This is a genomic window from Streptomyces solicamelliae (genome assembly GCF_045348655.1).
GTDB classification, from domain to species: Bacteria; Actinomycetota; Actinomycetes; order Streptomycetales; family Streptomycetaceae; genus Streptomyces; species Streptomyces solicamelliae.
On record NZ_CP160404.1, the window covers coordinates 627878 to 653348 of the forward strand.

At 75.2% G+C, this 25471-nt stretch carries 21 protein-coding genes; 12 read left to right on the forward strand and 9 right to left on the reverse strand.

What is annotated here, in order from left to right; translation table 11 throughout:
• Positions 1–34: 34 nt before the first annotated feature.
• From ABZO31_RS03050 to ABZO31_RS03070, 5 genes are all read left to right on the forward strand, one after another.
• Positions 35–2266 (forward strand): FUSC family protein, encoded by a 2232-nt coding sequence (locus ABZO31_RS03050; protein WP_406859322.1) that lies wholly within the window; start codon positions 35–37, stop codon positions 2264–2266.
• A 377-nt stretch (positions 2267–2643) separates the two neighbouring features.
• Entirely contained in the window at positions 2644–3282 is a 639-nt protein-coding gene (locus tag ABZO31_RS03055; protein ID WP_406859323.1) for a LysE family translocator, read from the forward strand.
• Positions 3283–3482: 200 nt separating this feature from the next.
• Positions 3483–3734 (forward strand): EF-hand domain-containing protein, encoded by a 252-nt coding sequence (locus ABZO31_RS03060; RefSeq protein ID WP_406859324.1) that lies wholly within the window; start codon positions 3483–3485, stop codon positions 3732–3734.
• A gap of 94 nt (positions 3735–3828) precedes the next feature.
• Positions 3829–4305: an Lrp/AsnC family transcriptional regulator gene (locus ABZO31_RS03065; RefSeq protein WP_406859325.1), complete on the forward strand. Its 477-nt coding sequence runs from the start codon at positions 3829–3831 to the stop codon at positions 4303–4305.
• A gap of 70 nt (positions 4306–4375) precedes the next feature.
• On the forward strand, positions 4376–8494 hold the full coding sequence (locus ABZO31_RS03070; RefSeq protein WP_406859327.1) for a HEAT repeat domain-containing protein: 4119 nt from the start codon (positions 4376–4378) through the stop codon (positions 8492–8494).
• 101 nt (positions 8495–8595) lie between these two features.
• Here ABZO31_RS03070 and ABZO31_RS03075 read toward each other — a convergent pair whose 3' ends face one another.
• On the reverse strand, positions 8596–9783 hold the full coding sequence (locus ABZO31_RS03075; RefSeq protein WP_406859328.1) for a hypothetical protein: 1188 nt from the start codon (positions 9781–9783) through the stop codon (positions 8596–8598).
• Between the two features lie 84 nt (positions 9784–9867).
• On the reverse strand, positions 9868–10149 hold the full coding sequence (locus ABZO31_RS03080; RefSeq protein WP_406859329.1) for a hypothetical protein: 282 nt from the start codon (positions 10147–10149) through the stop codon (positions 9868–9870).
• Positions 10150–10302: 153 nt separating this feature from the next.
• On the opposite strand from ABZO31_RS03080, the gene ABZO31_RS03085 reads away from it, so the two are divergent.
• Together ABZO31_RS03085 and ABZO31_RS03090 are read left to right on the forward strand one after the other, a co-directional pair.
• Positions 10303–11469 carry a PP2C family protein-serine/threonine phosphatase gene (locus tag ABZO31_RS03085; protein ID WP_406859330.1) on the forward strand — a complete coding sequence of 389 codons (1167 nt, stop codon included), beginning with the start codon at positions 10303–10305 and terminating at the stop codon, positions 11467–11469.
• A gap of 34 nt (positions 11470–11503) precedes the next feature.
• Positions 11504–11839 (forward strand): YnfA family protein, encoded by a 336-nt coding sequence (locus ABZO31_RS03090; RefSeq protein WP_406859331.1) that lies wholly within the window; start codon positions 11504–11506, stop codon positions 11837–11839.
• A 215-nt stretch (positions 11840–12054) separates the two neighbouring features.
• Here the strand turns inward: ABZO31_RS03090 and ABZO31_RS03095 are convergent, their stop codons facing one another.
• On the reverse strand, positions 12055–12648 hold the full coding sequence (locus tag ABZO31_RS03095) for a TetR/AcrR family transcriptional regulator (RefSeq protein WP_406859332.1): 594 nt from the start codon (positions 12646–12648) through the stop codon (positions 12055–12057).
• A 93-nt stretch (positions 12649–12741) separates the two neighbouring features.
• On the opposite strand from ABZO31_RS03095, the gene ABZO31_RS03100 reads away from it, so the two are divergent.
• Together ABZO31_RS03100 and ABZO31_RS03105 are read left to right on the forward strand one after the other, a co-directional pair.
• A complete protein-coding gene (locus ABZO31_RS03100) occupies positions 12742–13158 on the forward strand; it encodes a VOC family protein (RefSeq protein ID WP_406859333.1) in 417 nt (138 codons plus the stop codon).
• Between the two features lie 82 nt (positions 13159–13240).
• On the forward strand, positions 13241–15445 hold the full coding sequence (locus ABZO31_RS03105; RefSeq protein WP_406859334.1) for a hypothetical protein: 2205 nt from the start codon (positions 13241–13243) through the stop codon (positions 15443–15445).
• Between the two features lie 147 nt (positions 15446–15592).
• Here ABZO31_RS03105 and ABZO31_RS03110 read toward each other — a convergent pair whose 3' ends face one another.
• The 5 genes from ABZO31_RS03110 to ABZO31_RS03130 all read right to left on the reverse strand — a co-directional run bounded on the left by ABZO31_RS03110 (position 15593) and on the right by ABZO31_RS03130 (position 20736).
• On the reverse strand, positions 15593–17326 hold the full coding sequence (locus ABZO31_RS03110) for a hypothetical protein (protein ID WP_406859336.1): 1734 nt from the start codon (positions 17324–17326) through the stop codon (positions 15593–15595).
• Between the two features lie 257 nt (positions 17327–17583).
• A complete protein-coding gene (locus ABZO31_RS03115; RefSeq protein WP_406859337.1) occupies positions 17584–19422 on the reverse strand; it encodes an ABC transporter ATP-binding protein in 1839 nt (612 codons plus the stop codon).
• Positions 19419–19931, reverse strand: a complete 513-nt coding sequence (locus ABZO31_RS03120) for a hypothetical protein (RefSeq protein WP_406859338.1) — start codon at positions 19929–19931, stop codon at positions 19419–19421. The genes ABZO31_RS03115 and ABZO31_RS03120 overlap by 4 nt, the downstream gene beginning before the upstream one ends.
• Before the next feature lie 12 nt (positions 19932–19943).
• Entirely contained in the window at positions 19944–20474 is a 531-nt protein-coding gene (locus ABZO31_RS03125) for a MauE/DoxX family redox-associated membrane protein (RefSeq protein WP_406859340.1), read from the reverse strand.
• 76 nt (positions 20475–20550) lie between these two features.
• The gene (locus ABZO31_RS03130; protein WP_406859342.1) at positions 20551–20736 is read right to left on the reverse strand and encodes a hypothetical protein; all 186 of its coding nucleotides are present in this window, start codon (positions 20734–20736) and stop codon (positions 20551–20553) included.
• Between the two features lie 259 nt (positions 20737–20995).
• Between ABZO31_RS03130 and ABZO31_RS03135 the strand changes: the two genes are divergently transcribed.
• Together ABZO31_RS03135 and ABZO31_RS03140 are read left to right on the forward strand one after the other, a co-directional pair.
• Positions 20996–21436: a S26 family signal peptidase gene (locus ABZO31_RS03135; RefSeq protein WP_406859343.1), complete on the forward strand. Its 441-nt coding sequence runs from the start codon at positions 20996–20998 to the stop codon at positions 21434–21436.
• Positions 21433–23325 (forward strand): AfsR/SARP family transcriptional regulator, encoded by a 1893-nt coding sequence (locus ABZO31_RS03140; protein ID WP_406859344.1) that lies wholly within the window; start codon positions 21433–21435, stop codon positions 23323–23325. The genes ABZO31_RS03135 and ABZO31_RS03140 overlap by 4 nt, the downstream gene beginning before the upstream one ends.
• A 46-nt stretch (positions 23326–23371) precedes the next feature.
• On the opposite strand, the gene ABZO31_RS03145 is transcribed toward ABZO31_RS03140, so the two are convergent.
• Positions 23372–24226 (reverse strand): DMT family transporter, encoded by an 855-nt coding sequence (locus ABZO31_RS03145; protein WP_406859345.1) that lies wholly within the window; start codon positions 24224–24226, stop codon positions 23372–23374.
• A 109-nt stretch (positions 24227–24335) separates the two neighbouring features.
• Here ABZO31_RS03145 and ABZO31_RS03150 point away from each other — a divergent pair, with 109 nt between their 5' ends.
• The gene (locus tag ABZO31_RS03150) at positions 24336–25424 is read left to right on the forward strand and encodes an AI-2E family transporter (RefSeq protein WP_406859347.1); all 1089 of its coding nucleotides are present in this window, start codon (positions 24336–24338) and stop codon (positions 25422–25424) included.
• Positions 25425–25471 lie beyond the last annotated feature (47 nt).

Consider the following 25471-nt stretch of genomic DNA (forward strand, 5'->3'; position numbering starts at 1 on the left):
CGCGGGGGTCGCCGGTCCGGGTGATGCTGGTGGCATGGCCGGTGTCGTGAAGGCGCCGAGCGGGCCGCAGGCGCCCCGGGCGTCGCGGGCCGCGGTGCCCGCCGGGTACCGCCGCGCGGGCCGCCGGGCGGTGCGGGTCACGGCCGCGGCGGGCGGCGGCTTCTACCTCTTCCTCTACGCCTTCGACTCCGTCACCGCCGCGACGTACGCGCTGTTCGCCGCGGTCGCTCTCGGCGGGCTCTCGCGCATCCCCGGCACCGGACGGCAGCGGGCCGCCGTGATGCTGCGGGCGGCGCCCTGGTCGTGGGTCCTGATCACGCTCGGCACGTTCCTCGCCGTACGGACGTGGAGCGCGGTGGCGGGGATGCTGGTCGTCGGGTTCGCGCTGGCGTTCCTCGCGGTGTGCGGTCCGCGGCCGGCCGGAGCGGCGCCCGGCCTCCAACTGCTGTACATCCTGCCGTGCTTCCCGCCGTACGATCCGGGCTCACTCGGGGAGCGGCTCGGCGGGGCGGCGGTGGGGCTCGGCCTGCTGGTCCTGGCCGAGGCGTTCCTGTTCCCGGAGCGGCCCGAGCCGTCGTACGGGGAGCGGGTCGCCGCGGCCGCGCGCCTCGCGGGGCACTGGGCGCGGGTGCTGGGCGCGCCGCCGTACGCGCTGACGGCGCAGGACGCGCGGGCGGCACACTCTGCGGCGCAGGGGCTGCGGCCGTCCCGCGTACCGGAGCCGGCACGTCCGGCCGGGCCGGGCCTGCGGGACCGGGCACTCGCCCACTCGGGCCTCGCGGCCCGCGCGGTACTGAGCCGGCTGACGCGGCTCGGGCCGCCCCCGGCCGGAAGCCACGGGCCCGGAGTGCTCGACGCGGTGGCGCGGGTGACGGACGAGACCGCGCTGCGGCTGACAGGGGAGGGCACGGAAGTCCCCGGGCGGACGCACGAAGAGCTGGCCAGGATCCGGACGGCGCTGGTGACGGCTCCGCACTCCGGCACCGGACCGGACTCCGCCCCGGCACAGCGGCGGCGGGCGTCGCTCCTCGAGATCGTGGACGCCACGCTGGCCCTGTCGATGGCCGCCACGCTGGCCGTGCACGGGCGGACGGCCGGGGCGGTCGCCTCTCCGGGCCGCTTCTGGTACGCGGGCAGACGCGCCCCGGAACTCTGGTGGCACCGGCTCGCCGGCAACGTGGGCCGGCGGTCGGTCCACTTCCAGAACGCGGTACGGATCAGCCTGGCACTGGCGGCGGCCCGGCTGATCGCCGGCGTGGACACGCTGCCGCACGGCTTCTGGGCGCTGCTCGCGACGCTGACGCTGACCCGGACCACCGTGGCGGAGACCCGGGTGACCGTGCGGCAGGCGCTGACCGGGACGCTGGTCGGTGCGCTGGTGGCGGCCGGACTGCTGATCGCGGCGGGTTCGGACACGACGGTGTACGCGGTGATCCTGCCGTTCGTGATGCTCGGCGCGTTCACGCTGGGACCGGTCAAGGGGGTGGGGTGGACGCAGGCCCTGTTCACGGTGGTCGTCTCGATGGTGTTCGCGCAGCTGGCGCACTCGACGTGGCAGCTGGCCGAGTTCCGGCTCCTGGAGGTGCTGGCGGGCAGCGCGATCGGCGCGGTGTTCGGGCTGCTCGCGTGGCCCCGGGGCGCGCACGACGAGGTACGGCGGTCGGGGGCCGAGCTGGTGCGGGAGGCGGCGGAGATCGTCGTGGCGACGGTCGCGGCGGTGGTGGCGGGTGGGCTCCGCGAGCCACGGGCCACCGCGCCGGGGCACCGGTCGCTGCAGCACGGTCTGATCCTCGCGGAGTCGGCGTTCGCACAGTTCCAGAGGGAGCCGGACGGGGCGGGACGGGGCGTAGGGGTCCTGCGGACGGGAGCGTCGTCCACGGATCCGGACTGGCAGGCCACGCTGATGATGGCCCACCACACCCTGTGGGGCTCGGACCGCCTGCTCGTCCCGCCCCCACCGCCCGCCGGCCCCGACGGCCCGACGGTGGAACCGCCGCTGGGCCGGGAGGCCGCGGCGGAGGTCCAGCGGCTCGGCGACCGCGTGGCGGGCCGGATGCTGCTGGTGTCGGCCGCGGTCGACCCCGGCGGCGACACACCGGAGGCCCCGGTCCCCCTGCGCGACCCGACCGTCGCCGCGGGCCTGGAGGCGGACCCGCCGGACGCGTCACCGGCGTACTACGTGGCCGTGTCCTGGCTGGACGGCCTGCTCTCCGACCTGGAACGCATCACGGGCACGGGGAAGGACGGGGCCGCGGGGCCGGCGTAGGAGTACGAGCGAGGCGAGGACGCAAGGCCCGCACAGACCCGGGAGCCACCGACCCGAAGCACCGCGGGCAGCGCGGGCATGGCAGGCACCACGGGCATGGCAGGCACCGCAGGCATGGCAGGCACCGCAGGCACCCGAAACCGCTTCGACCCTCTGCCCCCGCCCCGACGACGACGGGGAGCGGGGGACGTGGAGGGGGTCGCATTCGGGACGTGAAGCGTGATTTGTGGCGCGACAGAAACGGCGACAACACCAGAGAGCCGAACGCGCCGTAAATCATGCAGTCCCGAATGCGACCCCCGGAACGTCCCACGCGGCGCCAGCCACCGACCCAAGCACCGGACTGGCGGCGCACCGCATCGCATAGGGTCGCGCCCATGGAAACCGGTACCGCACTCTGGTCGTTCGCGCTCGTCGTCGGGCTGCTCACGCTCACGCCCGGTCTCGACACCGCGCTGATCCTGCGCACCTCCGCGATCGGTCACCGCCGGCGCGCCTGGGGTGTGGTGCTCGGCATCCAGGGCGGCACGCTCACCTGGGGCGCGCTCACCTCGCTGGGCGTGACCGCGCTGCTCACCGCCTCCCAGGTCGCGTACGAGGCGCTGCGCTGGGCCGGCGCGGCGTACCTGGTGTGGATGGGCGGGCGCATGCTGTACGACACGTTGCGCCGCGGCCTGCCGCAGGTGCCGGACGAGGACGCGCCGGTCACGGCCGCGGACTCGCTGGGCGCCGGTTTCCGCCAGGGCGCCCTGACGAACCTGCTGAACCCGAAGGTCGGCGCGTTCTACGTGGCTGTCCTGCCCCAGTTCATCCCGCCGGGCGAGGGCCACTTCACGATGGGCCTGATGCTGACGTCCGTCCACATCGCGCTGGGCCTGGTCTGGTCGGCCGCCCTCATCGCCTGCGCCCGCGCCTTCCGCACCTGGCTGAGCCGCCCCCGTGCCCGTCTGGTGATGGACCGCATCACCGGCACCGTCATCGCCGGCTTCGGCATCCGCCTGGCCCTGTCGGACTGACGCATGGAGCTCGTCGTCCGGCGTGAGGAGCCCCCACCTCGGCCCACCGGCCCACGGTCATCCGCGCCGTCCTCGGTCTCGGGCCGGCCGGGACGCGGGCGGAGTCGGAGCGAGCGCCGCCCGAAAGGCGGCCGGATGAACCTCGCACCGCCGCGGCGCGTCCTTCCCGGTGAGCCCGTGAGCCCCGAAAGGAACCCCCGATGAGCGAGAAGGCCCGCACGCTGTTCGACGCGCTGGACCTCGACAGCGACGGCACCCTCACCCGGGTCGAGGTGATCACCGCGCTGCGGTCCAAGGGACCGACGCTCGCCGCGCAGGGGCTCCTGCCGTTCTGGGGGCTCGGCGACGTCGACTCCGCCTCCGCGCTGTTCGACGCGGCGAACCAGGACGGCGACGACGTGCTGACCTTCGAGGAGTTCACCAAGGAGATCGACCGGCGCTTCGGCTGGTGAGCCCATGCCCGTGCCCGCGCCCGCGCGGCGTCCCCACCGGGCCATTGGTACGGTCGAAGGGCCGGAAACCTGGCCATGAGGAGGACCGCGCACCGTGGCCGTCGACGCCCTGGACACCCGCATCCTGCGGCTCCTGATCGAGCAGCCCCGCACCAGCGTGCGCGAGTACGCGCGGATCCTCGGCGTCGCCCGGGGCACTCTTCAGGCCCGGATCGACCGCATGGAGCGGGACGGTGTGATCACCGGCACCGGCCCCGTCCTCTCCCCCGCCGCCCTCGGCCACCCGGTGCTCGCCTTCGTGCACATCGAGGTGACGCAGGGACACCTCGACGAGGTCGGCGACGCGCTCTCCGCGGTGCCGGAGATCGTCGAGGCGTTCTCGATCACGGGCGGCGGCGATCTGCTGACCCGGGTCGTCGCCCGCGACAACGGGCATCTGGAGGACGTGATCCAGCGGCTGATCAACCTGCCCGGCGTGGTGCGCACCCGCACGGAGATGGCCCTCCGCGAACGCGTCCCGCACCGACTGCTGCCGCTGGTCGAGGCGGTCGGCCGCGACACCACCGCCTGAGCCGGGACGCCCGCCCCGCCCCGCCGAAAAGCGTGTGTCACGCCCAGGGCACGGATCGTACGATCCCGGGGTGATCGATCCCCTGCGCCCCTCCCCGGCCGGACTCCCGCCCCGCACCCCCGAGCAGGCGCTCCTCGTGGCCGAGAGCGGCGCGGAGACGCTCCCCGCATGGCGGGAGTGGCCCTCCGAGGTGCTCGTCCCGGCGGTGCGTGTCGCACTGCTGCGCGCCGAGCTCGCACGGGACCCCGCGACGCCGGCGCGCGAGCAGCGCGGAGAGGTGCTGTACCAGGCCGTCCACGCGACGGACCTCCACACGGTGGACCGGCCCGCCGGACTCGTCGAGGAGCTCGCGGGCAGCGGGGACCCCGTCCTGGAGGGCGAGGCGCTGCGGCTGGCCCGGGAGGGACTGCGGGCACAGCTGCTCGGCCCGCGGTTCGTCCGCGGCGTGCTGACCGGACTGCTGCACTCACCCACCGAGGCCGTCGCGACCGGCGCCCTGACCGAACTCACCGAGCCCTGGGCGGCGTTGGAGCCACTACCCGCACACCTCCTGGCCCCCCTCCTCGACGGCCCCAGCGCCGGACCCGCACTTGCGGCCGCCGCCGCGCACGGTCACGGCGACCTGCTGCTGCGGACCGCCGAGGACCGGGCCCGGCCGGGACGGGTGCGGCAGCGGGCGCTCGCGCAGTTCGGGGAGACCGCCCGGCGGGACGACGTGCGCGCCGTGCTCACCGTCGCCGCGGAGGACCCGCTGCTCCTGGGCGGGGCCGCCGTGGACTGCCTGCGTGCCCTGCACCGCCGCGGCCAATTCGCCACCGACGCCGACGTGCCGGCCGTCGTCGCACTCGCCCTGGCCGACCACGGCATCCCGGCGCGCGCGGTGGCGACGATCCTGTACACGAGCCGCCACGCGCTTCTCCACCTGCTGCTGGACACCGCACCGGACGACCCGAACCTGTCGCGCCGCCTCGACCTGCTGGTGGCGCTCGACGCGCAGGGGGCGACCGGGCTGCCGGTCGCGGCGGAGGTCGCCGCGCTGCTGCCGTCGGCCCCGGCGCCCGGCCCGCTCCTGCGCGCACTCCGCACGCTGCGCGCCCCGGAGACCGAGGCCGCCGTACTCGCCGTTCTCCCCGAGGCGCCGGCCGATGCCCTCGACGCCCTGGAAGCGGTCGGCGGCGAACGGACCGTCCAGGTACTCGCCCAGGGCCTCGGGCTCGACACCCCCGAACCTTCCCCGATCACACCGGAGTTGCGGCCCGTACGCGACCGCGCCCTGGAAATCCTCTGGCTCCTGACCACCGACCCGGACCTCCGCCACCGCATCCTCGTCCGCCTGGACCCGCAGCAGATCCCCGCACGGATCGCCGCGGATCTCGGCGGCCCCGACGAGCGCGAACTCGCCGTCCTGGCCTCCCACTTGGACCCGGAGCAGCCGGTCGCCGCGTTCCGCCGCCTCGCCGACCACGGCGGCCCCGGGACCCTGCCCGTACTCGCCGACCTGCTGCTCCGCATCGCCGGCGAACCCTCCACGGCCAAGGAGCCCCCGGTCCCGCCGGAGGTGGTGGAGGCGCTGTGCGGACTGGGCCGGCGGCTGCACGGCCGCGGGCGGATCCGCCCGGCGGCGCTGCTGGACGCCGCCGACGCCGAGACGGCCGGGCAGGCGGTCGCCGCCGACCTGGTGCTCGGGCTGGTGGAGCGGGACGGGGTCACCGCGGCCGAACAGGCCGCCCTGCTCAAGGTCCTGGTCGACCTGCCGCGCGTACCGCACGGCCCCGTCCGGGCCCGCGTGCACCGGCTGCTGCGCCACTCCGACCGTCACGTCCGCAAGCACGCCGTCGCGCTGCTCGCCCGGGACGCCTCCGGCGACGGGGTCGAGGCGCTGTCGGCGGGGCTGCTCGCGCTCACCGGGCCGGAGCAGGACCCGGATACGGTACGGCAGACCCTGGCCGCCCTCGGGGCGGCCGGGGCCAGGTGGGCTTCGGGGGCCGTCGCCGACTGTCTCGACCACCAGGTCATGAGCGTCCGCAAGACCGCCGCCGGGGCCCTCGCCACGGCCGGAACGCCGTCGGTCGTACCCCACGTCCTCCACCACCTCGGCCGCACCGACAACCCCGGCCTGGGCCGGCTGCTCGTCGAGGCGCTGCGCGCGCTGCTCGGGGACACCCTCGGGGCGACCGTCGAGGCGGCCGCGCGCCGCGAGCCGGACGAGCGCGTCCGCGTGCGGCTGCTCAGGTCGCTCGGTCACAGCCACGTTCCGGACCCCGGCGAGGCCTACCTGCGCCGCCTGACGCAGCGGGGCTGGGACCCGGACATCGCGCTGGGCTTCGCCGAACTCCCCGGCCGCTCCAGGGACCAGCTGTGCGAGCTGCGCCCCCTCCTGGCCGACTGGCTGGAGCTGGCCGCCGCCTCGGGGCACGCACGGCGCACCGTACTGCCCCTCCTGCCCTCGATCTGCCCCACCCCGTGGGCGGCCCACGAGAGGGCCACCTTCGCACGCTCCTTCACCGTGCTGCTCGACGGCCTGGCGGAGGCGGAGGGCGAGGCACGGGACGAGCTGATCGAGGCCCTCGAAGCCGTGGCACCGGCGTTGACGTCCACCGCCGCCGCCCGACTCGCCTCAGCCGTCCGGGCGCTGTCCCCGCGGTCCCCCGGCCGCCGCTCCACGCTCCCCCTGCTCGGTCTCTCCGGCGCGGTCGTGGTCCGCGCGGACCTCGACCGCGAGCTCGCGGCGACGGCCCTCTCGCCCACCCCCGATGCCGCGCGGACGCGTCTGCTCCGGGAGGCGTTCGGAGTCACCGACACCGACCCCGAGGTCGATCCCGAGGTCGATCGCGACGAACTCGCCGCCGGCGCACAGAGCGTGGCGGACCTGGCCGCCTTCCGCGCCCGGTCGGGCATCCGCGACTCCCGTGCCCTGCTCGTCGCGCTGATCGACGTCCACACCGACGCCTCGACCGCCGTCCGGGCCGCGCTGGTCGACTGGATGACGGACCTTCAGCCGCTGGGGCTCCCGGCCTGGACTCTCGCCGAGACCTCCCCCGAACGCGCGCCCCGCGCGCCCCGCCCCGCCGACCTGGACCAGCCCCGGTCCGCGGCCCAGCGCGAGCGGCTGCTCACCATGCTCGGCTCGGACGTGCCCGAGCAGCGCGACCTCGCCGCGCGCACGCTGCCGGCCTGGCCGGAGCCCGCGGCGCGCGCCGCCGTGCTCGCGCCGTATCTGCGGGGCCTCGTGGACGTCCCGCACGGCCCGCTCCGGGCGGCCCTGAGCCGGGCCCTCGGCGAGGCCGGACCCGACGCCGTCCTCGATGACGCGGTCCGGGCCGAGCGCCTCGCGGACCTCGCCGCCGGGCTCGACGGCCACGCGCTGGAAGCCCTGTTGCCGGTGCTCCTCCACCTCTGGGAGCGGGGCCCGGCCGCCGCACGCGGCCCCGCCGCCGACGCCCTGCGCCGCCTGCCCGCGGACGTCCTCGCCCTGGCCCTGGAACCCCGGATCACCTCCGGCGCGACCGGCCTGCTCGACCTTCTCGCCGGCCTCCGCGTCCTCCGCACCCCCGCCCTCGCGCGCATTCAGGAACTCCACCCCGAAGCGCGGCTCGTCCTCGTCGACGGCCCGCTGCGCGGCCCGGACGCCGTCGCGCAGGACGCGGCCGCACTCCGGACCCTGCGCGAGCGTGCCCCCGCCGCGACGGTACCGCTGCCGTCGCGCGAGGAGCTGATCGGGCGGCTCCGGTCCGACGACCGGACGGAGGTCCGCCGCGCGCTCACCCACGTCACGGAGCACGCGACGGCCTTGGAGCAGCAGGAACTCGCCGACGTCCTGCGCGCTGTCCTCACCCACCCCGACACGGCCACGCGGCTCCACGCGCACCGCGTCTCCCGCGCGCTGCTCGACCGCGAGACCCATCTCGGGCTCACCGAGATCCTGCTCGACGACCCGCAGGCGAACCTCGTGCGCAACGCGGTCCGGGTCCTGGGCCAGGCCCGCTGGCAGCCGGCCGTGCCCGCGTTCACCACGCTGCTCGACCACAGCCACGCCATCGTCCGACAGGCCGCCGAGGAGGCGCTGGTCCGCATCGGCCCCGGCGCCGTACCGACGCTGCGTCGCGCCGAGTCCCGCGCGCGGCCGGACCGCCGCTGCCGCTACACGCGGCTCCTGGCGCGCGTGACGGCGCAGGAGCCGCCGAGCTGACTCACCGCGAGGACCGCCCCGAGCACCTTCCGCATGTCCCGCCCCCTCGTCTCGACCCCAGGGTGGGTCCGGGACCGGACCGGCGGCGTGGGTACGGATACTCAACTCAGGCTGTCGACACGGGTCTTGGCGGCCGCCCGCACCTCCGGCTCCTCGATCGGGTCGTCGGCCAGCTCCGCGAGCCGCTGCCGTACGACGGGCAGATCCGGTGCCGACGCGATGGCGAGCAGGCGCGCCTTCTCCTCGCAGTCCCAGAGGGATTCGACGTACACCGGCTCCAGGCCGGTGGGGTCGATCGCGGCGAGGGCCTCGAGGTAGGCGGGACGTTCGTGCGAGTGCGGGGTGTGCCGCCAGAACTTCCGCAGCGTGGGGACGGCGTCGGCCGCGGCGGCCCCGTGGCGGGCGAGTCCTTCGGCGAGCACGGCGGGGCCGCACCAGTTCCCCTGCCACCACTCGTCCTCCAACGCCTCCGTCAGGCGCGGCACATCACTGCGCTCGCCGTGCCGGGCGAGAACGTCCAGACCGATCCACTCCAGCCACGTCCGCCCGTCCCGCGCCCACTCCCGCGCCCGGGGCACGGCGTGCGCCCCGAGGCGGCTGACCGCCGGTCCCAGCATCGGCAGTGGCCGCCCGCCGTCGGCGGAGCCCAGCTCGGGTACGAGCGACAGCAGGGCGGGCTCGGGCGGTCGCCCGGCCAGGGTGTGCAGGGCCTGCCCCTTCGCGCTGTCGCCCTCGCCCGGGTCGACGAGGACCGCGAGCAGCCGGTCGGGGCGGGGACCCAGGTCGTAGCGGTGCCGCCCGGCCGGGCGCTCCCGGCGCTGGAGCGGGATACGGTCCCGCCAGCGCTTCCAGGGCTCCGACCGCCACAGGTACGGCTGCCGGCCGTCGAGTCGCGCCCGGGCGACGTCGGCCAGGTCGTCCCACCAGGCGACGGGCCAGTCGCGCGCCATGTCGACCAGGGTGTCCTCCCAGTGCTCCCCGTCCCGGACGTAGGCCCGCAGCGCCTCGCGGGCCTCGGCCGATCCTCCGCGGGCGAGCAGGCACAGCATGCCGGAGCCTCGGGCACACGCGTGCTCGTCCGCGTCCCGCAGGAGCGCGACGAGCGGGTCGAGCGGGAGTTCCAGGTCCCGTACCAACCGCGCGCCGTACAGTTCGCGGGCGTCGGCGAAGTCCCAGCACCAGTCCTGGGTGACGATGTCGAGCACGAGAGAGGCCGCCGCCGGATCCCGGTGCGCCTCGACGACGCCGAGCCCTCGCCCCCTCTGCAGCAGCCCCGCCTGCGTGCCCACCGGCGCGTACGTCGTCTCGTCCTCGATCGTGGACCGCCTCTCGGGGCTCTGTGTGTGCGGTGGTGCCGCTTCGGTGGTGCCACGTCAGTAATGCCGCGGCGACATCACCTGCGGCTCCGCGTCCGGTGGTGCGGCGAGGAAGCAGCGGGGGATGCCCGGGCCCGGGGTGACGTGCACCGCGACCGGTGTCGGCGGGTCGGTCGGCAGTTCGACGTCGACGACGACGGGGCGGTCGTGCAGGGTGGTCGCGTGGCCCGTCTCCTTGCCGTCGACGAGGACCTCGACCTGGGACGTGTGTCCGGTCTGGACGGTGACGCTCACGGAGTGACCCGCGTGGTCGACGTGGAAGTGATGCCGTCGTCTCATGTGCTCCTCCGACCGCACGGGACCGCCGAACCCCTTCTTCAGCGTAGGAGGCCGGGGCCCGGCGCGCAGCCGAGTTTCGCCGCCGTGCCGGTGCCCGGGGGCGTGTCGGTATGTCGGTAAGCCCGTCGGCCGAGCCTCCTGTATGCAAGTGGTATGGACTCCTCGCAGCGCGTCGACTCCCCGCGCATCCCGCGGCGCCGCGCCGCTCCCTGGCTGCTGGGGTTCGCGTTCGCGCTGATCGCCGTGGTGACGGTGGTGGACATCCTGGCTCCGCCGGAGGTCCATCTGGGGCCGTTCCTGGTCGCCGCACCGGCGCTGACCGCGTCGTTCGCGGGGACGCGGACGACGGCACTGGTGGGGGCGGTGGCCGTGCTGGCGCAGGTCGTCGTGGCCGTCGCGCGGACGAGCCTGACGGACCTCAACCACACGTACCAGATTCTGGCCCTGATCCTGATCTCGGTGGTGGTCACCTTCTTCGCCCATCTGCGTGAGCAGCACGAGAGCAAGGTGTCCCGGCTCCGTTCGATCGCGCGGGCCGCGCAGGGCGCGGTGCTGCACCCGCTGCCGCGTCGCTCCGGTCCGCTGGGCATCGCGTCGCTCTATCTGGCCGCCGAGGAGGAGGCGCTGATGGGCGGCGATCTGTACGCGGCGGCGCGCACGGCGACCGGGACCCGGCTGCTCATCGGGGACGCCCGGGGCAAGGGTCTCGACGCGATCAGCGAGGCGTCGCTGGTCATGGGCGCGTTCCGGGTGTCGGCGGGGCGGGCGGGCGCGCTGCCCGAGGTGGTGGCGAGTCTGGAGGCGGGCGTCGGCTCGGCGCAGTACGGGGGCGACGGGGAGGACGACGGGGACTCGGAGGCGGAGTTCGCCCGCGAGGAGGCGTTCGTGACCGCGCTGGTCCTGGAGATCCCGGACGACGAGCCGGTGGTCCGGGTGGCGAACTGCGGCCACCCGCCGCCGCTGATCCTGCGCGATGGCCGGGTGGTGTCCCTCACCAGCGGCGCGCCGAGCCCGCCGCTGGGGCTGACCGCGGTGCTCTCCCCGGACGTGGTCGTCGAGTCCTTCCCGTTCCGGGTGGGCGACGTGCTGCTGCTGTACACGGACGGCGTGATCGAGGCCCGCGACCGGGCGTCGCGAGCGTTCTATCCGCTGGCGGAGCGGTTGCCCGCCTGGTCCGGGGACAGTCCGGGCGACCTGCTGCACCGGCTGTCCACCGATCTGACCGGCTATGTCGGCGGGCGGCTCGGCGACGACGCGGCGCTCGTGGCCGTGGAGCGGCGCGCGCCGGGGGCGGTGTCCCCGGCGGACGGGGCCTCGTGAGCCGCCGCGGAGTGCCCGGCTAGGGTCGTGGACCATGACCGTCGCTCGTTCCGTCGCCCTGTTCGCCTTCGCCGCGCTCTTCGAGATCGGCGGCGCCTGGCTCGTCTGGCAGGGCGTCCGCGAGCACCGGGGCTGGGTCTGGATCGGCGCGGGCGTGGTGGCGCTGGGCCTGTACGGCGTGGTCGCGACGTTCCAGGAGGACGCGAACTTCGGCCGGATCCTCGCCGCGTACGGCGGTGTCTTCGTCGCCGGGTCCCTGGCCTGGGGCATGATCGCGGACGGGTACCGGCCGGACCGGTACGACGTGATCGGCGCGCTGATCTGCCTGGCCGGCATGGCCGTGATCATGTACGCGCCGCGGAGCGGCTGAGCCCGCCACGCCTCGCGGGCTCAGTAGTCGACCCGCTCCCAGCCCTGCCGCTCGGGGCGCTCCGCCCGGCTGCTTCAGGGTGATCACGGGCGGCCTCCGGGGGGTGCGGTGAGCAGCGGGAGGACGCGCGCTCGGGCCGTACGGACGCGGGGCCGGGCCGTACGGACGCGGGGTCAGGCCGCGCGCGTGCGGGCTCAGTCCGTGCGGACGCGGGCTCAGTCCGTGCGGAGGGCGGCGAGGAGTCGGGCGAGGGCGGCGCGGGCGTCGGCCAGGTTTCCGGGGGCCGGGTCGGAGGCCAGCCACAGGGCCGCTTCGTTCATCGCGCCGGAGAGCAGGTGGACCAGCGGCGCGACGGGCTGCCGGGCGACGAGCCCGGCGTCGACGAGCGCGGTCAGCGCCTCGGCCAGGTGACGGGCCGACGCGGCCTCGTCCATGGCCCGCCACTCGTTCCAGCCGAGCACGGCGGGGCCGTCGATGAGCATGATCCGCTGGAGGTCCGGATCGGTCGCGGCCGTGAGGAACTCCTGGCAGCCGGCGGTGAACTGCTCCCAGGGGTCGTCCTGGGCGTCGGCCGCGGCGGCCACCCGCCGGCCCGTCTCCTGCTGCACTTCCTCCAGGACGGCGCGGAAGAGTTCCGCCTTGCCGTCGAAGTGGTGGTACAGCGCTCCTTTCGTGACGCCCGTGGCCGCGACGATCTCCGCCAGGCCCACGGCCGCGTAACCGTGCTCCGCGAAACGCCTCCTGCTCTCCCGCAGCAGCGCCCGCCTGGTCTGTTCCCGCTGCTGTGCCCGCACGCCCGACTGCTTCACCGCGTCCCCTTTCCGGCGACTTCCCTTTGACATACCGAAGGTATGTGAATACCGTGATTCGCGTACCGATGGTATGCGAAACGGGAGGCGGACATGAGGACGACCAGCTTCTATCCGGTGATCGGCACGGCCCGTCTGGAGGAGTCCCGCGACTTCTACACACGGCTCCTCGGGTTCGAGGTGACCTTCGCGGCGGACTGGTACGTGAGCCTGCGGCAGCCCGGGGAACCCGGCTACGAACTCGCCCTGCTCGACCACACCCACCCCACGATCCCCGAGGGCCACCGCGTCGCCGCCCAAGGGCTGCTGCTCAACTTCGAGGTGCCGGACGCGGACGCGGAGTGGGAGCGGCTCGTCGTGCGGGAGGGGCTCGAGCCCCTGCTGGAGCTGCGCAGCGAGGACTTCGGCCAGCGCCACTTCATCGTGTCCGATCCGAACGGCGTACTGATCGACGTCATCACGCCCATCGCCCCGACGGCGGAGTTCGCCGCCCAGTACGCCGCACCCTGACCGGGCGGGCCGGCGGTCCCGCGGGCCTACGGGCCCCGAAACCCGGATGCGACGGGTCCGGCTCGTCTGTGACCATGCCGGGATGGTCCCGACTCTCGAACAGCTCGTCGTCCGCCACACGTTGCGCCTGCCCGTACCCTCCGGATCCACGACGACCCCCGGTCAGGGCGCGGCCGCGGCCCGGCAGTTCGACGCCGCGCTGATGACCGCGGGCTTCAAGCTGTCCTCCGCGTTGTTCGCACGGCTGGCGGGGCTCCCCCGCGAGACCGTCACCGGGACCGCCGCGGAGACGCTGGACACGCTGCGGCGGAGGGTCGGCGACCACGTCCGGCACAACGTGTACTTCCGCGACTTCCCGGCGAACGTCCCCGACACGCACGACTTCTGGGCGTGGTGCGTCTCCGAGGCGCTCGCCGACGACAGCTCCCGCGCGAGCACGCTCGCCCAGCTGTCGTCCGGGATGGTGGACCTGCTGACCCTGCCCTCGTACGGCACGTACCTGCACACCTACGAGGAGATGCTCACCGCCCAGGACGAGCTGATCGCCGCCGCCGGCGACCGCCTGACGGTGCTGCACCTCGGCGGTGAGCCGGCGGAGGAGGTCTCCGAGCTGTACCTCGCGCTCGCCGGCAGCACCACGCCGCTGGGCGAGGAGGCGCTGGCGGATCTCGCCGTTCTCGCGGCGGAGTGCGTCGGCGGGCCGCAGCCCGGGGAGTTCCCCGTCCGGGAGAACCGCGCGGTGGTCAACGCCGCCCGGCTGCGCGCCGGGGCGAGCCCGCTCCTGGACACCGTCACCGACGTGCTCCGGCTCGCCTGCGCGCTCGCGGACGGCGACGTCACCCTGCGTGAGCCGACGCGCTTCCGGGCGCTGTCCCGGCCGGTGCGCCGTACGCTGCTCGCCGGACTGGACGCGGTGGTCGCCGCGTCCCCGGCGAAGCTCGCCGACGTCGCCGCGCACCGCGAGGCGTGGAAGCGCCTCGGCGAGCGGCTGCACCCGCACGAGTACCCGAAGTGGCCGCATGCCGCGGAGGTGTTCGCGGTCGCCCGCGGCGAGAAGGTCGCGCGGTCCTTCGACAGCCGGCTGGAGGAGCTGCTCGACCACGGAGACGTGCTCGGGGCGACGGCGCTGCTGAAGTCCGCGCCCGGCAGGCTGTTCCGGTCCCTGGACCGGCTGCTGCGCGCCGACTGGGAGGAGACCCCGGTGCGGCAGCGCGAGGTGCGGGGCGCGGTGGTGGCCGCCGCCACGGCCGTCGCACCCGCGGTGTCGGGGCGGGTGCTGCTGTCCGTACGGGAGCACCTGGACAACCGGCGCCGGGGGGCGTTCGGCGCGCCCCGCCTGTTCGTCAACGGCAGCGGCTCCGCCTGGGTGACGCCCGACACCCGCGCGGGTCTGCCGGCGTCCCACGCCGAGCGGCTGATCGAGTCGATCGACGCCGAGCTGTCCCGTCGACTCCCCCTCGCCGAGAACCTGTTGGTCGACCCGGAGGTCCTCGACGTGGCGCTGCCGCTCAGCGGCAAGGCCGTCGCCTCCGGCGTCGGCGTGCTGCCGCGCGGCTCGGTGACCGCGATCGAGGGCGAGCTGCTGCGCTTCTTCGTGTACTGGAAGCAGACCGCGCAGAGCACCGACTACGACCTGTCGGCGCTGATGCTGAAGGCCGACTACTCGACGCAGTCCTGGCTGTCGTACACGGCGCTGACCGGCGTGGAGGGCGAGCACTCCGGTGACATCACGGACGCACCCGACGGGGCCTCGGAGTTCATCAACCTGCGCCTGGGCGCGGTGCGGGGCCGGTACATCGTGCCGCAGGTCAACCTCTTCTCCGGGGAGGGCTTCGAGGAGACCGAGGAGTCGTTCTTCGGGTTCATGCTCCGCGAGTCCGAACAGCAGGGCCGGCCGTTCGAGCCGCGCACCGTGCGGATGAAGTCGGACCTGCGCGGCCCCGGCCGGGTGGCGTTGCCGCTGGTGTTCCTGCGGGACGAGGACGACGGCCGCTGGTACGCGAAGTGGATGCACTTCCATCTTCGGGGCAGGCCGGCGAGCAACCGGGTCGAGGAGAACCGGGTGTCGGTGTCGACGCTGGTGCGTGGGGTCGTCGAACGACGCTACCTGACGATCCGCTACCTGGTCGGGCTGCTGACCGTCGCCGGCGGGAACGTGACCCTGTGGGACGGGAAGACGCTCCCGGAGGAACCGGTGACCTACATCGGTCTGGAGCGCCCCGACGGGCTGCCGGCGGGCTCCCGGGTGCTCACGCCCGGAAATCTCCGCGACATCGTCCCGGCCTGACTGCTACCGTCAGCCGTGGCGAGGCCATGAGCGGGCTTCCTTCTCCACACTCACAGTCTGATAGTCCGTTCGCTTTCCTTGCCCTCGACTTCACGCGCGGCCGGTCCCGAGTCCCTCGGGGCCGGCCGTCCCCGTTGCGCGCCGTGGTCACAGGCCGAGCGGCGGGAGTTCGGCCTTCGGGTCGGCCGGGTCACCGCGCAGCGAGTCCCCGAGGGCGGCGCGCAGGCCGCGGCGGGCGACCACCCGCGCCTCGGGCACGTCCGCCAGGATCTCGTACCCCTCGCCGTACGCCTCCGGGAGAGCGGGCAGGCCGAGGGCCGCGAGTGCCGCGTCGAGCGGGCCGCGGTCCCGGCCGGGGGCGCGGAGGGCGGCGGTGACGCGCCGCCGGTCGCCCTTCGGGAAGGCGGCGACGAGGGCGGCCGCGGTCGCGTCCGCCTCGTCCTGGGTGGGGATGCCGTCCGGGCCCTGCCAGGAGTGGCCGGTGACGACCTCACGGTCGCGGACGAGGCTCAGGCCGTACCGGTCGGAGACCAGGGACACCACCAGGACCGGCCAGGACTCGCCCGTGGTGAACGTGCGGGTCAGTCGGACGAGATCGCCCTCGCCGAGCAGCGTCCGGCGCAGCCCTGACCGCTTCCCGCCCGCCGGTTCCTGCGAGGGGGCCGGTTCGACGAGAGTGATGCCGGTGCCGAGGAGCGGCGCCATGCGGTACGTGACGCCGGTGAGCGCCACGGCCTCGGTGACCTGGCGCATCGTCGCGGGCACGAGGGCCAGTTCGCGGCGCGCGCCGCCCGCGTGCAGGGAGGGGTCGACGGGGCCGGGCCCGGGCGGGGTCACCGTGCCGCCGAAGAACGGGGTGTTCAGCGCCACCCCGGCGCGGACTCCCGTGCGGAACTGAAGGAACGTGTCCGTGCCGCCGAGGTAGGCCCAGGGGTGGCTGGTGGCGTGGCGGCCGATCGCCCGGAACACCTCCAGGATCTCGGCGTCGGGCCGACCGTCGCGGATCATCGCCCACGCGAGGTGGTTGCGGACCCCGGCCAGCCGCCGCTCGCCGGCCGGACCGGTCGCGGACAGCACGCGGGCCTCCGCGATGGCCCGGTCGACGCGGTCCCGGGAGAGCGGGCCGTACTTGGTGGCCTCGCCGTCGATGCTCTCGTCCAGGGCGAGTTCGGAGAGCGCGACGACCGGCAGGCCGCGCAGCCGGTGGCCGGCGGGGCTCGCGGCCGCCGCGCGCTCGGCGAAGGCGAACATCTCCTCGTGCGAGCCGTACCACTTGGCGGCGAGGTACTGCACGGCGCGCGCGTGGGCGGACCAGTTGTGCGGGTCGAGGGCGAGGGCGCTCGCGAGGTGGTCCTCGAAGTCCTCGCGCGGGGCCCGCGTGCCCATGTCGTGGGTGAGGACCGTCGCCCAGGGCGTTGGGTCGCCCTGGTTGAGCGAGACGGCCTCCTCCAGGACGGGCACGGCGTCGGCGAGCAGCGCGCGGAACGCGGCGAACTGCCCGGCGGACACGTGCGCGGCCCGCGCGTCGGTCCGTACGGCCCAGGCCCGCTCGATGGCCGCCTCGGCCCGGACGAGCGCCACGTCCCGGTCCCCGGGTCTGCGGGCCCACCAGTCCTCGAGCCGCCCCGGGCTCTCCAGCAGCGTCTCGGCGAGGGCGTTCGCCGCCGCGCCCCGCAGGTCCCAGAGGCCTTCCGCACGGGTCTCGGCGAGCAGTTCCTCGGCCGGTGCGAACCGGCCGAGCCGTACGGCCTCGCACGCCGCCCGCACCCGCGGGTCCGGTGCGTCGAACTCCACCTCGTCGTCCGCCGGCAGCCCCGCCCCGGTCGCGCCCAGGTGCCGCAGCATCCTGGGCAGCCCCAGCAGTCCGGACAGTCGCGACATCGAAGCTCCTCACAGGGCGGGCGGGCACGGTCGGGCCAGCGTACGAGGCCCGTTCCGGGCGTGCCCCCCACCCCCTCCCCCTCGGGCGGAGCCCTAGGGGGTGTCTGACAATTCCCCGCCGCGTCGCGACGCCCGGCACGCACGCTCGCCGCGTTGCCGAAAAGCCCTAGTAGCTCCGCTACGAGGGCTCTCCGGCGCCTTGCGATCGCACGCACCGGACGCCGCTCCTTCTTCCACGGGGAATTGTCAGACACCCCCTAGGCGTCCACGTAGCCCTCCGCCTGCACGGTGAACAGCCGCTCGTACACGCCGCCGGACGCCATCAGCTCGTCGTGCGTGCCCTGTTCGGTGATCCGGCCGTCGTCGAGGACGACGATCGTTTCGGCCTCGCGGACCGCGCTGAGCCGGTGGGAGACGAGCAGGCTGGTGCGGCCGGCGCGGTGGGCGCGCAGTCCGGCGTGCACCTCGTACTCGGCGCGGGCGTCGAGGCCCGCGCTGGGCTCGTCGAGGATCAGCAGGTCCCGGTTCTGCCGGACCAGTGCCCGGGCGAGGGCGAGCCGCTGCCACTGGCCGCCGGAGAGGACGGTGCCGGCGGTCGGGTCGTCGTCCTCCTCGGTCTCGCCGTCGGCGAAGAAGATCCGGCTGAGCAGGGTGTCGTAGCCCCGCGGCAGTGCGGCCACCAGCTCGTGCGCACCGGCCAGTTCGGCGGCGGCGCGGACGCGGCCGTGGTCGGCGAGGCGGTCGAGGTCGCCGACGCCGATGTTCTCGCGGGCGGTGAGGTCGTAGTTCATGAAGTCCTGGAACAACACGCCCATGCGGCGGCGCAGTTCGTCGGGGGCGACGGCCCGCAGGTCGGTGCCGTCCCAGCGGACCGAGCCGCGCACGGGGTCGTAGAAGCGGCAGAGGATCTTGATCAGGGTGCTCTTGCCCGCGCCGTTGAGGCCGACGAGGGCGACGGAGCGGCCGAAGGGGATGAACAGGTCGACGCCCTTCAGGACCCAGGGGTGGTCGTCGTGGTAGCGGAACCACACGTCGCGCAGCTCGATGCCGTGCCGCAGCGCGGGGAGGTGCGCCGTGGCGGGCCCCGGCAACGCCGCCAGGTCGTCGTCGAGTCCGGTGACCTCGACGTGGTACCCGAACAGCAGCAGGGCCTCGTGGGCCTGGGCGAGTCCGGCGACCAGGCCGACGAGCGCGGCCTGCACCCCGGCGACGGCGGCGACGAAGGCGGTGACGTCGCCTGCGGTGAGCCGGCCGGCGAGCGCCGCGTCCACCGCCCAGAGCAGGCCGCCGCCGGCCACCGCGGCGGAGAGGACGGCGAGCCCGCCCTGGACGGCGGACTCCCTGCGGTCCAGGCGGCGCTCGGCGCGCTGGATCGCGGACAGTTCGTCCAGCATGCGGTCCTTGAAGAAGCCGCCGAGGCCGTACAGGCGGACCTCCTTGGCCGCCTGTTCCTCCGTCAGGAGGGCCGAGTAGAACAGCTCCTTGCGCATCCCCTCCGAGGTCGCCGCCAGCATGCCGACCCGTCGGCGGGACAGCGCGAGCCGGCCGAGCAGCACCGGCACGGCGGCCAGCAGCACGACGACCGCCATCACCGGGCTGAGCACGAACAGCGTGGCGAGCAGGCTCAGCAGCGCCACGACGTTGCGGCCGGTCTCGGCCATCCCGCCGGTCACCGGCGAGAGCGAGCCCCCGGACGCCTGCGCCGCCATCCGCAGCCGGTCCAGGTGCCGGGGGTCCTCGAAGCGGGACAGGCCGTGGAAGCCGTTGACCGCGGTGTGCAGCCGGTCGCGCAGCGCCCGGTCCATGCGGCGGCCGAGTTCGCCGCGCAGGTACTCGCCGAGGTGCGGGAGCAGCGCGCCGAACAGGCCGACCGCGCCGAGCCCCGCCGCGTAGGCGAGGGTGTGATCGCCGCGGCCCTGCGTGAGGTCGTCGACCAGGAGCTTGGTGAGCCAGGCGGTGGCCGGCGGGACGAGTCCGGCCGCCACCGCGACCGGCAGGTGGCCGGCCCAGATCCCGGGCGCGGCCTGCCAGCAGGCGGCCCAGACGGTCCGCAGACGGCCCAGGGCCCGCAGGCGGCCGTTCGGCGGGACGGTCACCGCGCGGGGGCCGGGGCCGGGGAGGGCGACTCGGCCACGGCGATGCCGGCGCGGAGGATCACGCCGTCCTCGTCGACCTGCAGGAAGGTCGGGAAGGCGCGGATGTCGACGGCCTTCATCAGCCGGTCGCCCTCGTCCCCGGTGACGACGGTCGGCACGCCGGCGAGGAGACCGGTCAGCTCGTCGGCGGGGGTGCCGACGACGACGGCCGAGGCGTCGCCGGCCGCCGCGGCGGCCACGAACTCCGGGGCCTGCTCGTGGCAGGCCTCGCAGCCGACGGAGAAGAAGCCCACGGTGCGCGCGACGCCGCCGGTGTGCGCGGCGAGTTCGGGGACCCGGCGGCCGACCAGCTCGTTCGGGTCGTACGCGTCCATCGGCCCGGCGGAGCGGGCGAGCTGCTCGAACCTGGTCTCGTGCTCGCGCAGCCGGCGCAGCACGGCGAAGATCACGAGCAGCTGGAAGACGCAGAGCGCGGCGACGAGGACCAGTGCGACGACGAGATAGGCCATGGGTGACTCCAGTCAGCGAGGGGTCGGCACGAGGGCCAGCAGGTCGTCCATGCGCACGACCAGCAGGGCCCCGGTCGCCGCGGTGCCGGCGGCGAGCGCGAGCCCGCCGGGGTGCACGGCGCCGGGTGCGGAGGCCGCGGCCAGGGCGGCGAGGCCCACCGCGGCGACGGCGGCGAGCAGCGCATTGCGGATCACGTGCGGCAGGCCGAGGGGCGCGCTGGTGGCGCCGAAGCAGCGGCAGGGCACGAGGCGGCCGCCGCGCCGGGCGGCGAGGATGCCGGCGACGAACGCCGCGAGCACGGCGATCGCGAGGGCGAGGCCCGCGCCCGCGGTGGCCGGGACGGCGAGCAGCACGGCGGTGAGCGCCTCCGCGGCGACGGTCGCGGCCGCCACCGGTGTGGCCAGGCGGCGGGGGAAGAGACGCAGCGCGGCCAGCGAGGCCGCGAAGCCGGTGAAGGACGAGCGCCGCCGGGTCTTGCCGACGGCCGCGGCGAGGAAGACGAGGACCAGCAGGAGGCGGGCGGCGAGCCCGATGTAATACACGCGCGTCGGCTCCTCGGCGGAGGGTTCCGTGGGCTCCGGGGCCGGGTGGCCCCGGAGCGCCTCGTGGGGTCTGCGCTCAGCACTCGCCCGAGCGGTAGCACGCGCCGCAGCTGCTGATGCCGCCGACGACGTGGCACAGCTTGCGGTAGTAGTACGGGCCGCTGCAGTAGCAGAACTTGTAGTAGCTGGTGTCGGCCTGAGCGGACGTGCTGGGCGCGAGACGCTCCAGCACCTTGTCCCCGAGCTTCCTGACAGCGTTCATGTCTGCCCCTTCCGTTGCGTCGGTAGGTGGAGGAAAGGCGGTGCGGCTCAGGACCCTACGAGCGGGGCGTACAGCGGGCCGTACACGGCACGTACAGCGGGGATACAGCCCGGATACAGCGGCCTGACGTGTAACTGCCGTGCAGGGATTGACACTTGTGGCGGATGGGACGGAGGATTCCTGATCGCTCGAAGATCCCTGAGGAAGATCCCTGAGGAGGCTTCAGTTGCGCGGGGGCTGGTTGTGCGCAGGGGCGGGTGTGCTCGCCGTGGGGGCCGCGATCGCGGTCGTACGGGTCCGCACGTCCGTGGTTGTGGTGTCGGTGCGGGGGGACAGCATGGCTCCCGCGCTGCGGGACGGTGACCGGGTGGTGGTACGGCGGCGGCCGCTGGCCCGGGTGCGCCGGGGCGACGTCGTGGTCCTCAAGCCGCCGCCGACGTCGGAGCGGGAGGACGCGTACGGCACCGACCGGCACGGCGCGGGCTGGAACGTCAAGCGGGTGACCGCGCTGCCGGGCGATCCGGTGCCGGAGGGGACCGCGGGGGCGGGGCCGGGGGAACGGGTCCCGGCGGGCGCGCTGGTGGTGCGCGGCGACAACCCCGACAGCATCGACTCCCGCCATCGCGGCTGCTACCCGGGCGGCGGACTGCTCGGGACCGTGGTGCGGCGGCTCGGCGCGCCCCGGACGCCCGCCGTATGAGCGAAAACGGCGGCATGGCGGACGGCGACGGTCCGAGAGCCGGTGCGCCGGTGTTCCGGGCGCTGGGACCGCTCGAACTGCGGGTGGCCGGGGAGCCGGTGGAGATCGGCGCGGACAAGCAGCGGGTGCTGCTGGCCATGCTGCTCGCGCACGGCGGGCGGGCGGTGCCGGTGCCGACGCTGATCCGGGAGATCTGGGGCGACGAGCCGCCGCGCTCGGCCGTGGCCAATCTGCGGACGTACGTGATGCAGCTGCGCCGGCACCTGCGGCCCACCGGCGCGCGGCTCGCGACCTCGCGCGCGGGGTACGTGCTGAGGGTCGACGACGCCGACTTCGACCTCCCGCGCTTCCGGGGGCGGGTGGCGCGGGCGCGCCGCGCGGTGGCCGGGCAACGGCTGCCGGAGGCGGCGGAGTTGTACGGCCGGGCGCTGGATCTGTGGCGCGGGGTCCCGCTGGAGGACGTCGGCCAGGGGCCGGCGCTGCGCGCCTTCGCGCAGCACCTCACGGAGGCGTATCTGAGCGCCGTGGAGGAGCATGTCGAGGTGGAGTCGGCGCTGGGCCGGGAGGGCCGGGTCGTGCAGCGGCTGCGGCAGGTGGTCGCGCTGCACCCGCTGAACGAGCGGCTCCGGGGCAGGCTGATGCTGGCCCTGTACGGCAGCGGGGACGCGGCCGGGGCGCTGGACGCGTTCGACGAGGCGCGCGCGGCGCTGCGGGACGAGCTGGGCATGGACCCGGGCGAGGAGCTGTGCCGCATCCATCGCGCGGTACTGCGCCGGGACCCGGCGCTCGGGCGTCCGGCGGCGGAGGCGGGCGGCACCGAGGTGTCGTCCCCGGCAGCCGCCCCGTCGACTGTGACGCCCCGTCAGTTACCGCCGGAGACGACCGTGTTCGTGGGCCGACATCACGAGCTGGCGCTCGCGCGGGCGGCGCTCGCCGTGCCCGGGTCGGCCGTGAGCGCGCCGACGGTCGTCCTGCACGGGCAGGGCGGGTTCGGGAAGTCGGCGCTGGCGCTGCGGCTGGCGCACGAGCTGGCGCCGCAGTACCCGGACGGCCAGCTGTACGCGGATCTGGCCGCCCCCGCCCCGGACGGCGGCCCGCAGCGTCCGCACGATCCGGTCGCCGGCTTCCTGCGGGCCCTCGGCGTACCGGCCGGGCAGATCCCCGACTCCCCCGCCGAGGCGGTCCGCCGCTACCGGTCGGCGGTCGCCGGACGGCGGCTGCTCGTCGTCGTCGACAACGCCCGGGACGCCGCCCAGATCCGCCCGCTGATCCCGGCGAACACCGCCTGTGCGGTCCTGGCCACCGGCCGCTCCAGCCTGCCGACCCTGCTCGCCGCCCGGATCCCGGTCGGCGCGCTGGACGAGGAGGCGTCCGTCCGGCTGCTCGCTCTGACGGGCACGGGCGAGCGGTTCGTCCGGGAGCCCGGCGCGGCCGTGGAGCTGGCCCGGCTGTGCGGTCGGCAGCCGCTGGCGCTGCGCATCGCGGGGGCGCGGCTCGTCGCCCGTCCGGAGTGGTCGCTCGCCGGCTTCGCGGACCGGCTGCGGGACCGGGGCCACCGGCTCGACGAGCTGCGCGCCGAGGGGGTGTCGGTGCGCGCCTGCATCGCCGAGAGCTACCGGGAGCTGCTGCACACGGCGCTGCCGGGCCGGGTCCGCTCGGTGCGGGCGTTCCGGCTGCTGGGGCTGTACGACCGCGCCGAGTTCGACGTGGCCGACGTGGCGGGGCTGCTCGGGACGGACGTGTACCGGGCGGCCTGCGCCCTGGACGGGCTGGTGGAGGCGCAGTTGGTGGAGCCGGTCACCGAGCGGGTGTTCCGGATGCACGAGCTGATCCGGCTGTACGCGGTCGAGGTCGCCGGCGTACCGCGCGCGGCCCCGTCGGCGCTGTGAGCGGGCCTGGGCCTGTCCGGCCCCTGATCCGCCGGACAGGCCCTCGCTAGGCGGCGCTGACCCCGCTGCGGGCCAGGGCGAAGACGCCGAAGACGATCAGGGCGAGGCCGGCCAGCTGGGGCAGCAGCCACCAGCCGGACCGGATGTGCTCCTCGTACAGCAGGATGCCGAGGGCGAGGCTGATGGTGGCGTCGCCGAGGGTGAGCGCGGGCTGGGAGGCGACGAGCGGGCCGCCCTGCATGGCGTGTTCGAGGAGCAGCAGCGCGGCGATGCCGGTCACGCAGAAGGCGTAGGTCTGCCAGCTCGTCAGGAACCCGCCGATGCCCTGGTCGTCGAGGATGTGCATGGCCGCCTTCATCAGGGCGGCGGTCAGCGCGTAGCAGATCGCCGTGGCCGCCCCGAGGCAGCCGGCCCGGGCGCGGCCCGCGGGCCGGCGCAGTCCCGCGACCGCGAGGGCGACCACGGCGACGGAGAGCACGACGAGCGCGGGCACCCAGCGGTCGAGGGCCACATGGGTGCGGTTGCCGTCGGGCGAGGCGGCGACCAGGGCGACGCCGAGCCCGCCGACCACGGCGGCCACGGCGAGCCACAGCGCGGACGGCAGTTTCTCCCGCGCCAGCAGGGAGGCGATGAGCAGCGCGAGCGGCAGTTCGAGCACGAACAGCGGCTGGACGAGCGAGAGCGGCCCGGTCGCGAGGGCGGCGGCCTGTCCGACCCCGGCGGCGATCACCGCGAGGATGCCGCCCAGCCAGAGCGGGCGGCGCATCAGGTCGAGGATCAGTCCGGGCCGGAACGCGTCGGACTGCGGCACCGTCAGCGCGGCGCGGCGCTGCAGCACCGTCGCGAGCGCGTTGCTGAACGCGGCGAACAGGGAGAACACGACCGGCAGCAGCACGCCCATCCTCCGATCCTCACCGGTGCGCGGCGGGGCCGCCCATCGGCGGCACCGGTCGGGCGAATGTGGGGCCGGGGGCGTGGCGCGGGGCGCCCGGGGTGGTACGTCGTCGGTCATGCAGCCCGCCCCGCCTCCGCACGTGGTCCCGTTCCTCCGCACGGCCGCCGCCTACGCGTGGCGGGTGCTGGTCGTCGGGGCGCTGGTGTACAGCCTGTTCGCCGTGCTCGGACGGTTCCACGAGATCGGCGTGGCGCTGTTCCTGGGCCTGGTGATCACCGCACTGCTGCGGCCGGTGGCCGACATCGCCGCCCGGGGGCTGCCGCGCCCGCTGGCCGTGGCGCTCACCCTGCTCGGCGGGATCGCGCTGGTCCTGGGCATCCTCGCGCTGGTCGGCGAGGCGGTGGCGGACGACCGGACGACGCTGGTGCGGGAGTTCCGGCAGGGCATCGAGCGGATCGAGAACTGGCTGGAGAAGCCGCCGTTCCGGGTGAACCCGGAGGCGCTGTCGGACGTCCAGGCGAAGGTCGGGCAGTGGCTGTCGAGCCACCGCTCGACCGTGGTGAGCGAGGCGGTGAGCGGGGCGCACCGGCTGGTGGCGGTGCTGACGACGCTGGCGCTCGCGCTGTTCAGCTCGGTGTTCTTCATCCACTCCGGGGACCGGCAGTGGGCGTGGTTCAGCGGGCAGCTGCCGGGCTCGGTGCGCGACCGGGTGGGGATCGGGGGGCGGGCGGCCTGGCGTACGTTCACCGGGTACACGCACGGGATCGTGCTGGTGGCGGCGGTGAACGCGGTCCTGGTCGGCGTGGCGCTGTGGCTGCTCGGCGTGCCGCTCGCGGTGCCGCTGGCGCTGCTCGAGTTCATGGCCGCGTTCGTGCCGCTGATCGGCTCCCCGATCGCGCTGGCGGTCGCCGCTGTGGTGGCGCTGGCGTCGAAGGGGCCGCTGGTGGCGGGGATCGTGGTGGCCCTGATCGTGATCATCGGCCAGATCGAGGGGCATCTGCTGCATCCGCTGGTGATGAGCTGGGCGGTGCGGCTGCACCCGCTGGTGGTGGCGATCTCGGTGATCGCGGGCTCGATCGCGGCCGGGGTGGTGGGGGCGGTGGTGGCGGTACCGCTGGTGTCGGTGGTCTGGGCGGTGTACGTCGCCCTGCGGGAGAACCGCAGGGCGACGCGGGAAGAGCCGGATACGGCCGCGGACGGCTGAGACCGGCCGGCCTCAGGGGGCGACCGGCCGGCCCCAGGGGGTGCGAC

What these genes read in the sequence shown, in the direction of transcription:
- ABZO31_RS03090 (WP_406859331.1), top strand. Translation starts at nt 11,504, where the DNA reads ATGACCGTCGCTCGTTCCGTCGCCCTGTTCGCCTTCGCCGCGCTCTTC.
- ABZO31_RS03145 (WP_406859345.1), bottom strand. Translation starts at nt 24,226, where the DNA reads ATGGGCGTGCTGCTGCCGGTCGTGTTCTCCCTGTTCGCCGCGTTCAGC.
- ABZO31_RS03085 (WP_406859330.1), top strand. Translation starts at nt 10,303, where the DNA reads ATGGACTCCTCGCAGCGCGTCGACTCCCCGCGCATCCCGCGGCGCCGC.
- ABZO31_RS03050 (WP_406859322.1), top strand. Translation starts at nt 35, where the DNA reads ATGGCCGGTGTCGTGAAGGCGCCGAGCGGGCCGCAGGCGCCCCGGGCG.
- ABZO31_RS03110 (WP_406859336.1), bottom strand. Translation starts at nt 17,326, where the DNA reads ATGTCGCGACTGTCCGGACTGCTGGGGCTGCCCAGGATGCTGCGGCAC.
- ABZO31_RS03120 (WP_406859338.1), bottom strand. Translation starts at nt 19,931, where the DNA reads ATGGCCTATCTCGTCGTCGCACTGGTCCTCGTCGCCGCGCTCTGCGTC.
- ABZO31_RS03105 (WP_406859334.1), top strand. Translation starts at nt 13,241, where the DNA reads ATGGTCCCGACTCTCGAACAGCTCGTCGTCCGCCACACGTTGCGCCTG.
- ABZO31_RS03140 (WP_406859344.1), top strand. Translation starts at nt 21,433, where the DNA reads ATGAGCGAAAACGGCGGCATGGCGGACGGCGACGGTCCGAGAGCCGGT.
- ABZO31_RS03055 (WP_406859323.1), top strand. Translation starts at nt 2,644, where the DNA reads ATGGAAACCGGTACCGCACTCTGGTCGTTCGCGCTCGTCGTCGGGCTG.
- ABZO31_RS03080 (WP_406859329.1), bottom strand. Translation starts at nt 10,149, where the DNA reads ATGAGACGACGGCATCACTTCCACGTCGACCACGCGGGTCACTCCGTG.
- ABZO31_RS03150 (WP_406859347.1), top strand. Translation starts at nt 24,336, where the DNA reads ATGCAGCCCGCCCCGCCTCCGCACGTGGTCCCGTTCCTCCGCACGGCC.
- ABZO31_RS03060 (WP_406859324.1), top strand. Translation starts at nt 3,483, where the DNA reads ATGAGCGAGAAGGCCCGCACGCTGTTCGACGCGCTGGACCTCGACAGC.
- ABZO31_RS03130 (WP_406859342.1), bottom strand. Translation starts at nt 20,736, where the DNA reads ATGAACGCTGTCAGGAAGCTCGGGGACAAGGTGCTGGAGCGTCTCGCG.
- ABZO31_RS03100 (WP_406859333.1), top strand. Translation starts at nt 12,742, where the DNA reads ATGAGGACGACCAGCTTCTATCCGGTGATCGGCACGGCCCGTCTGGAG.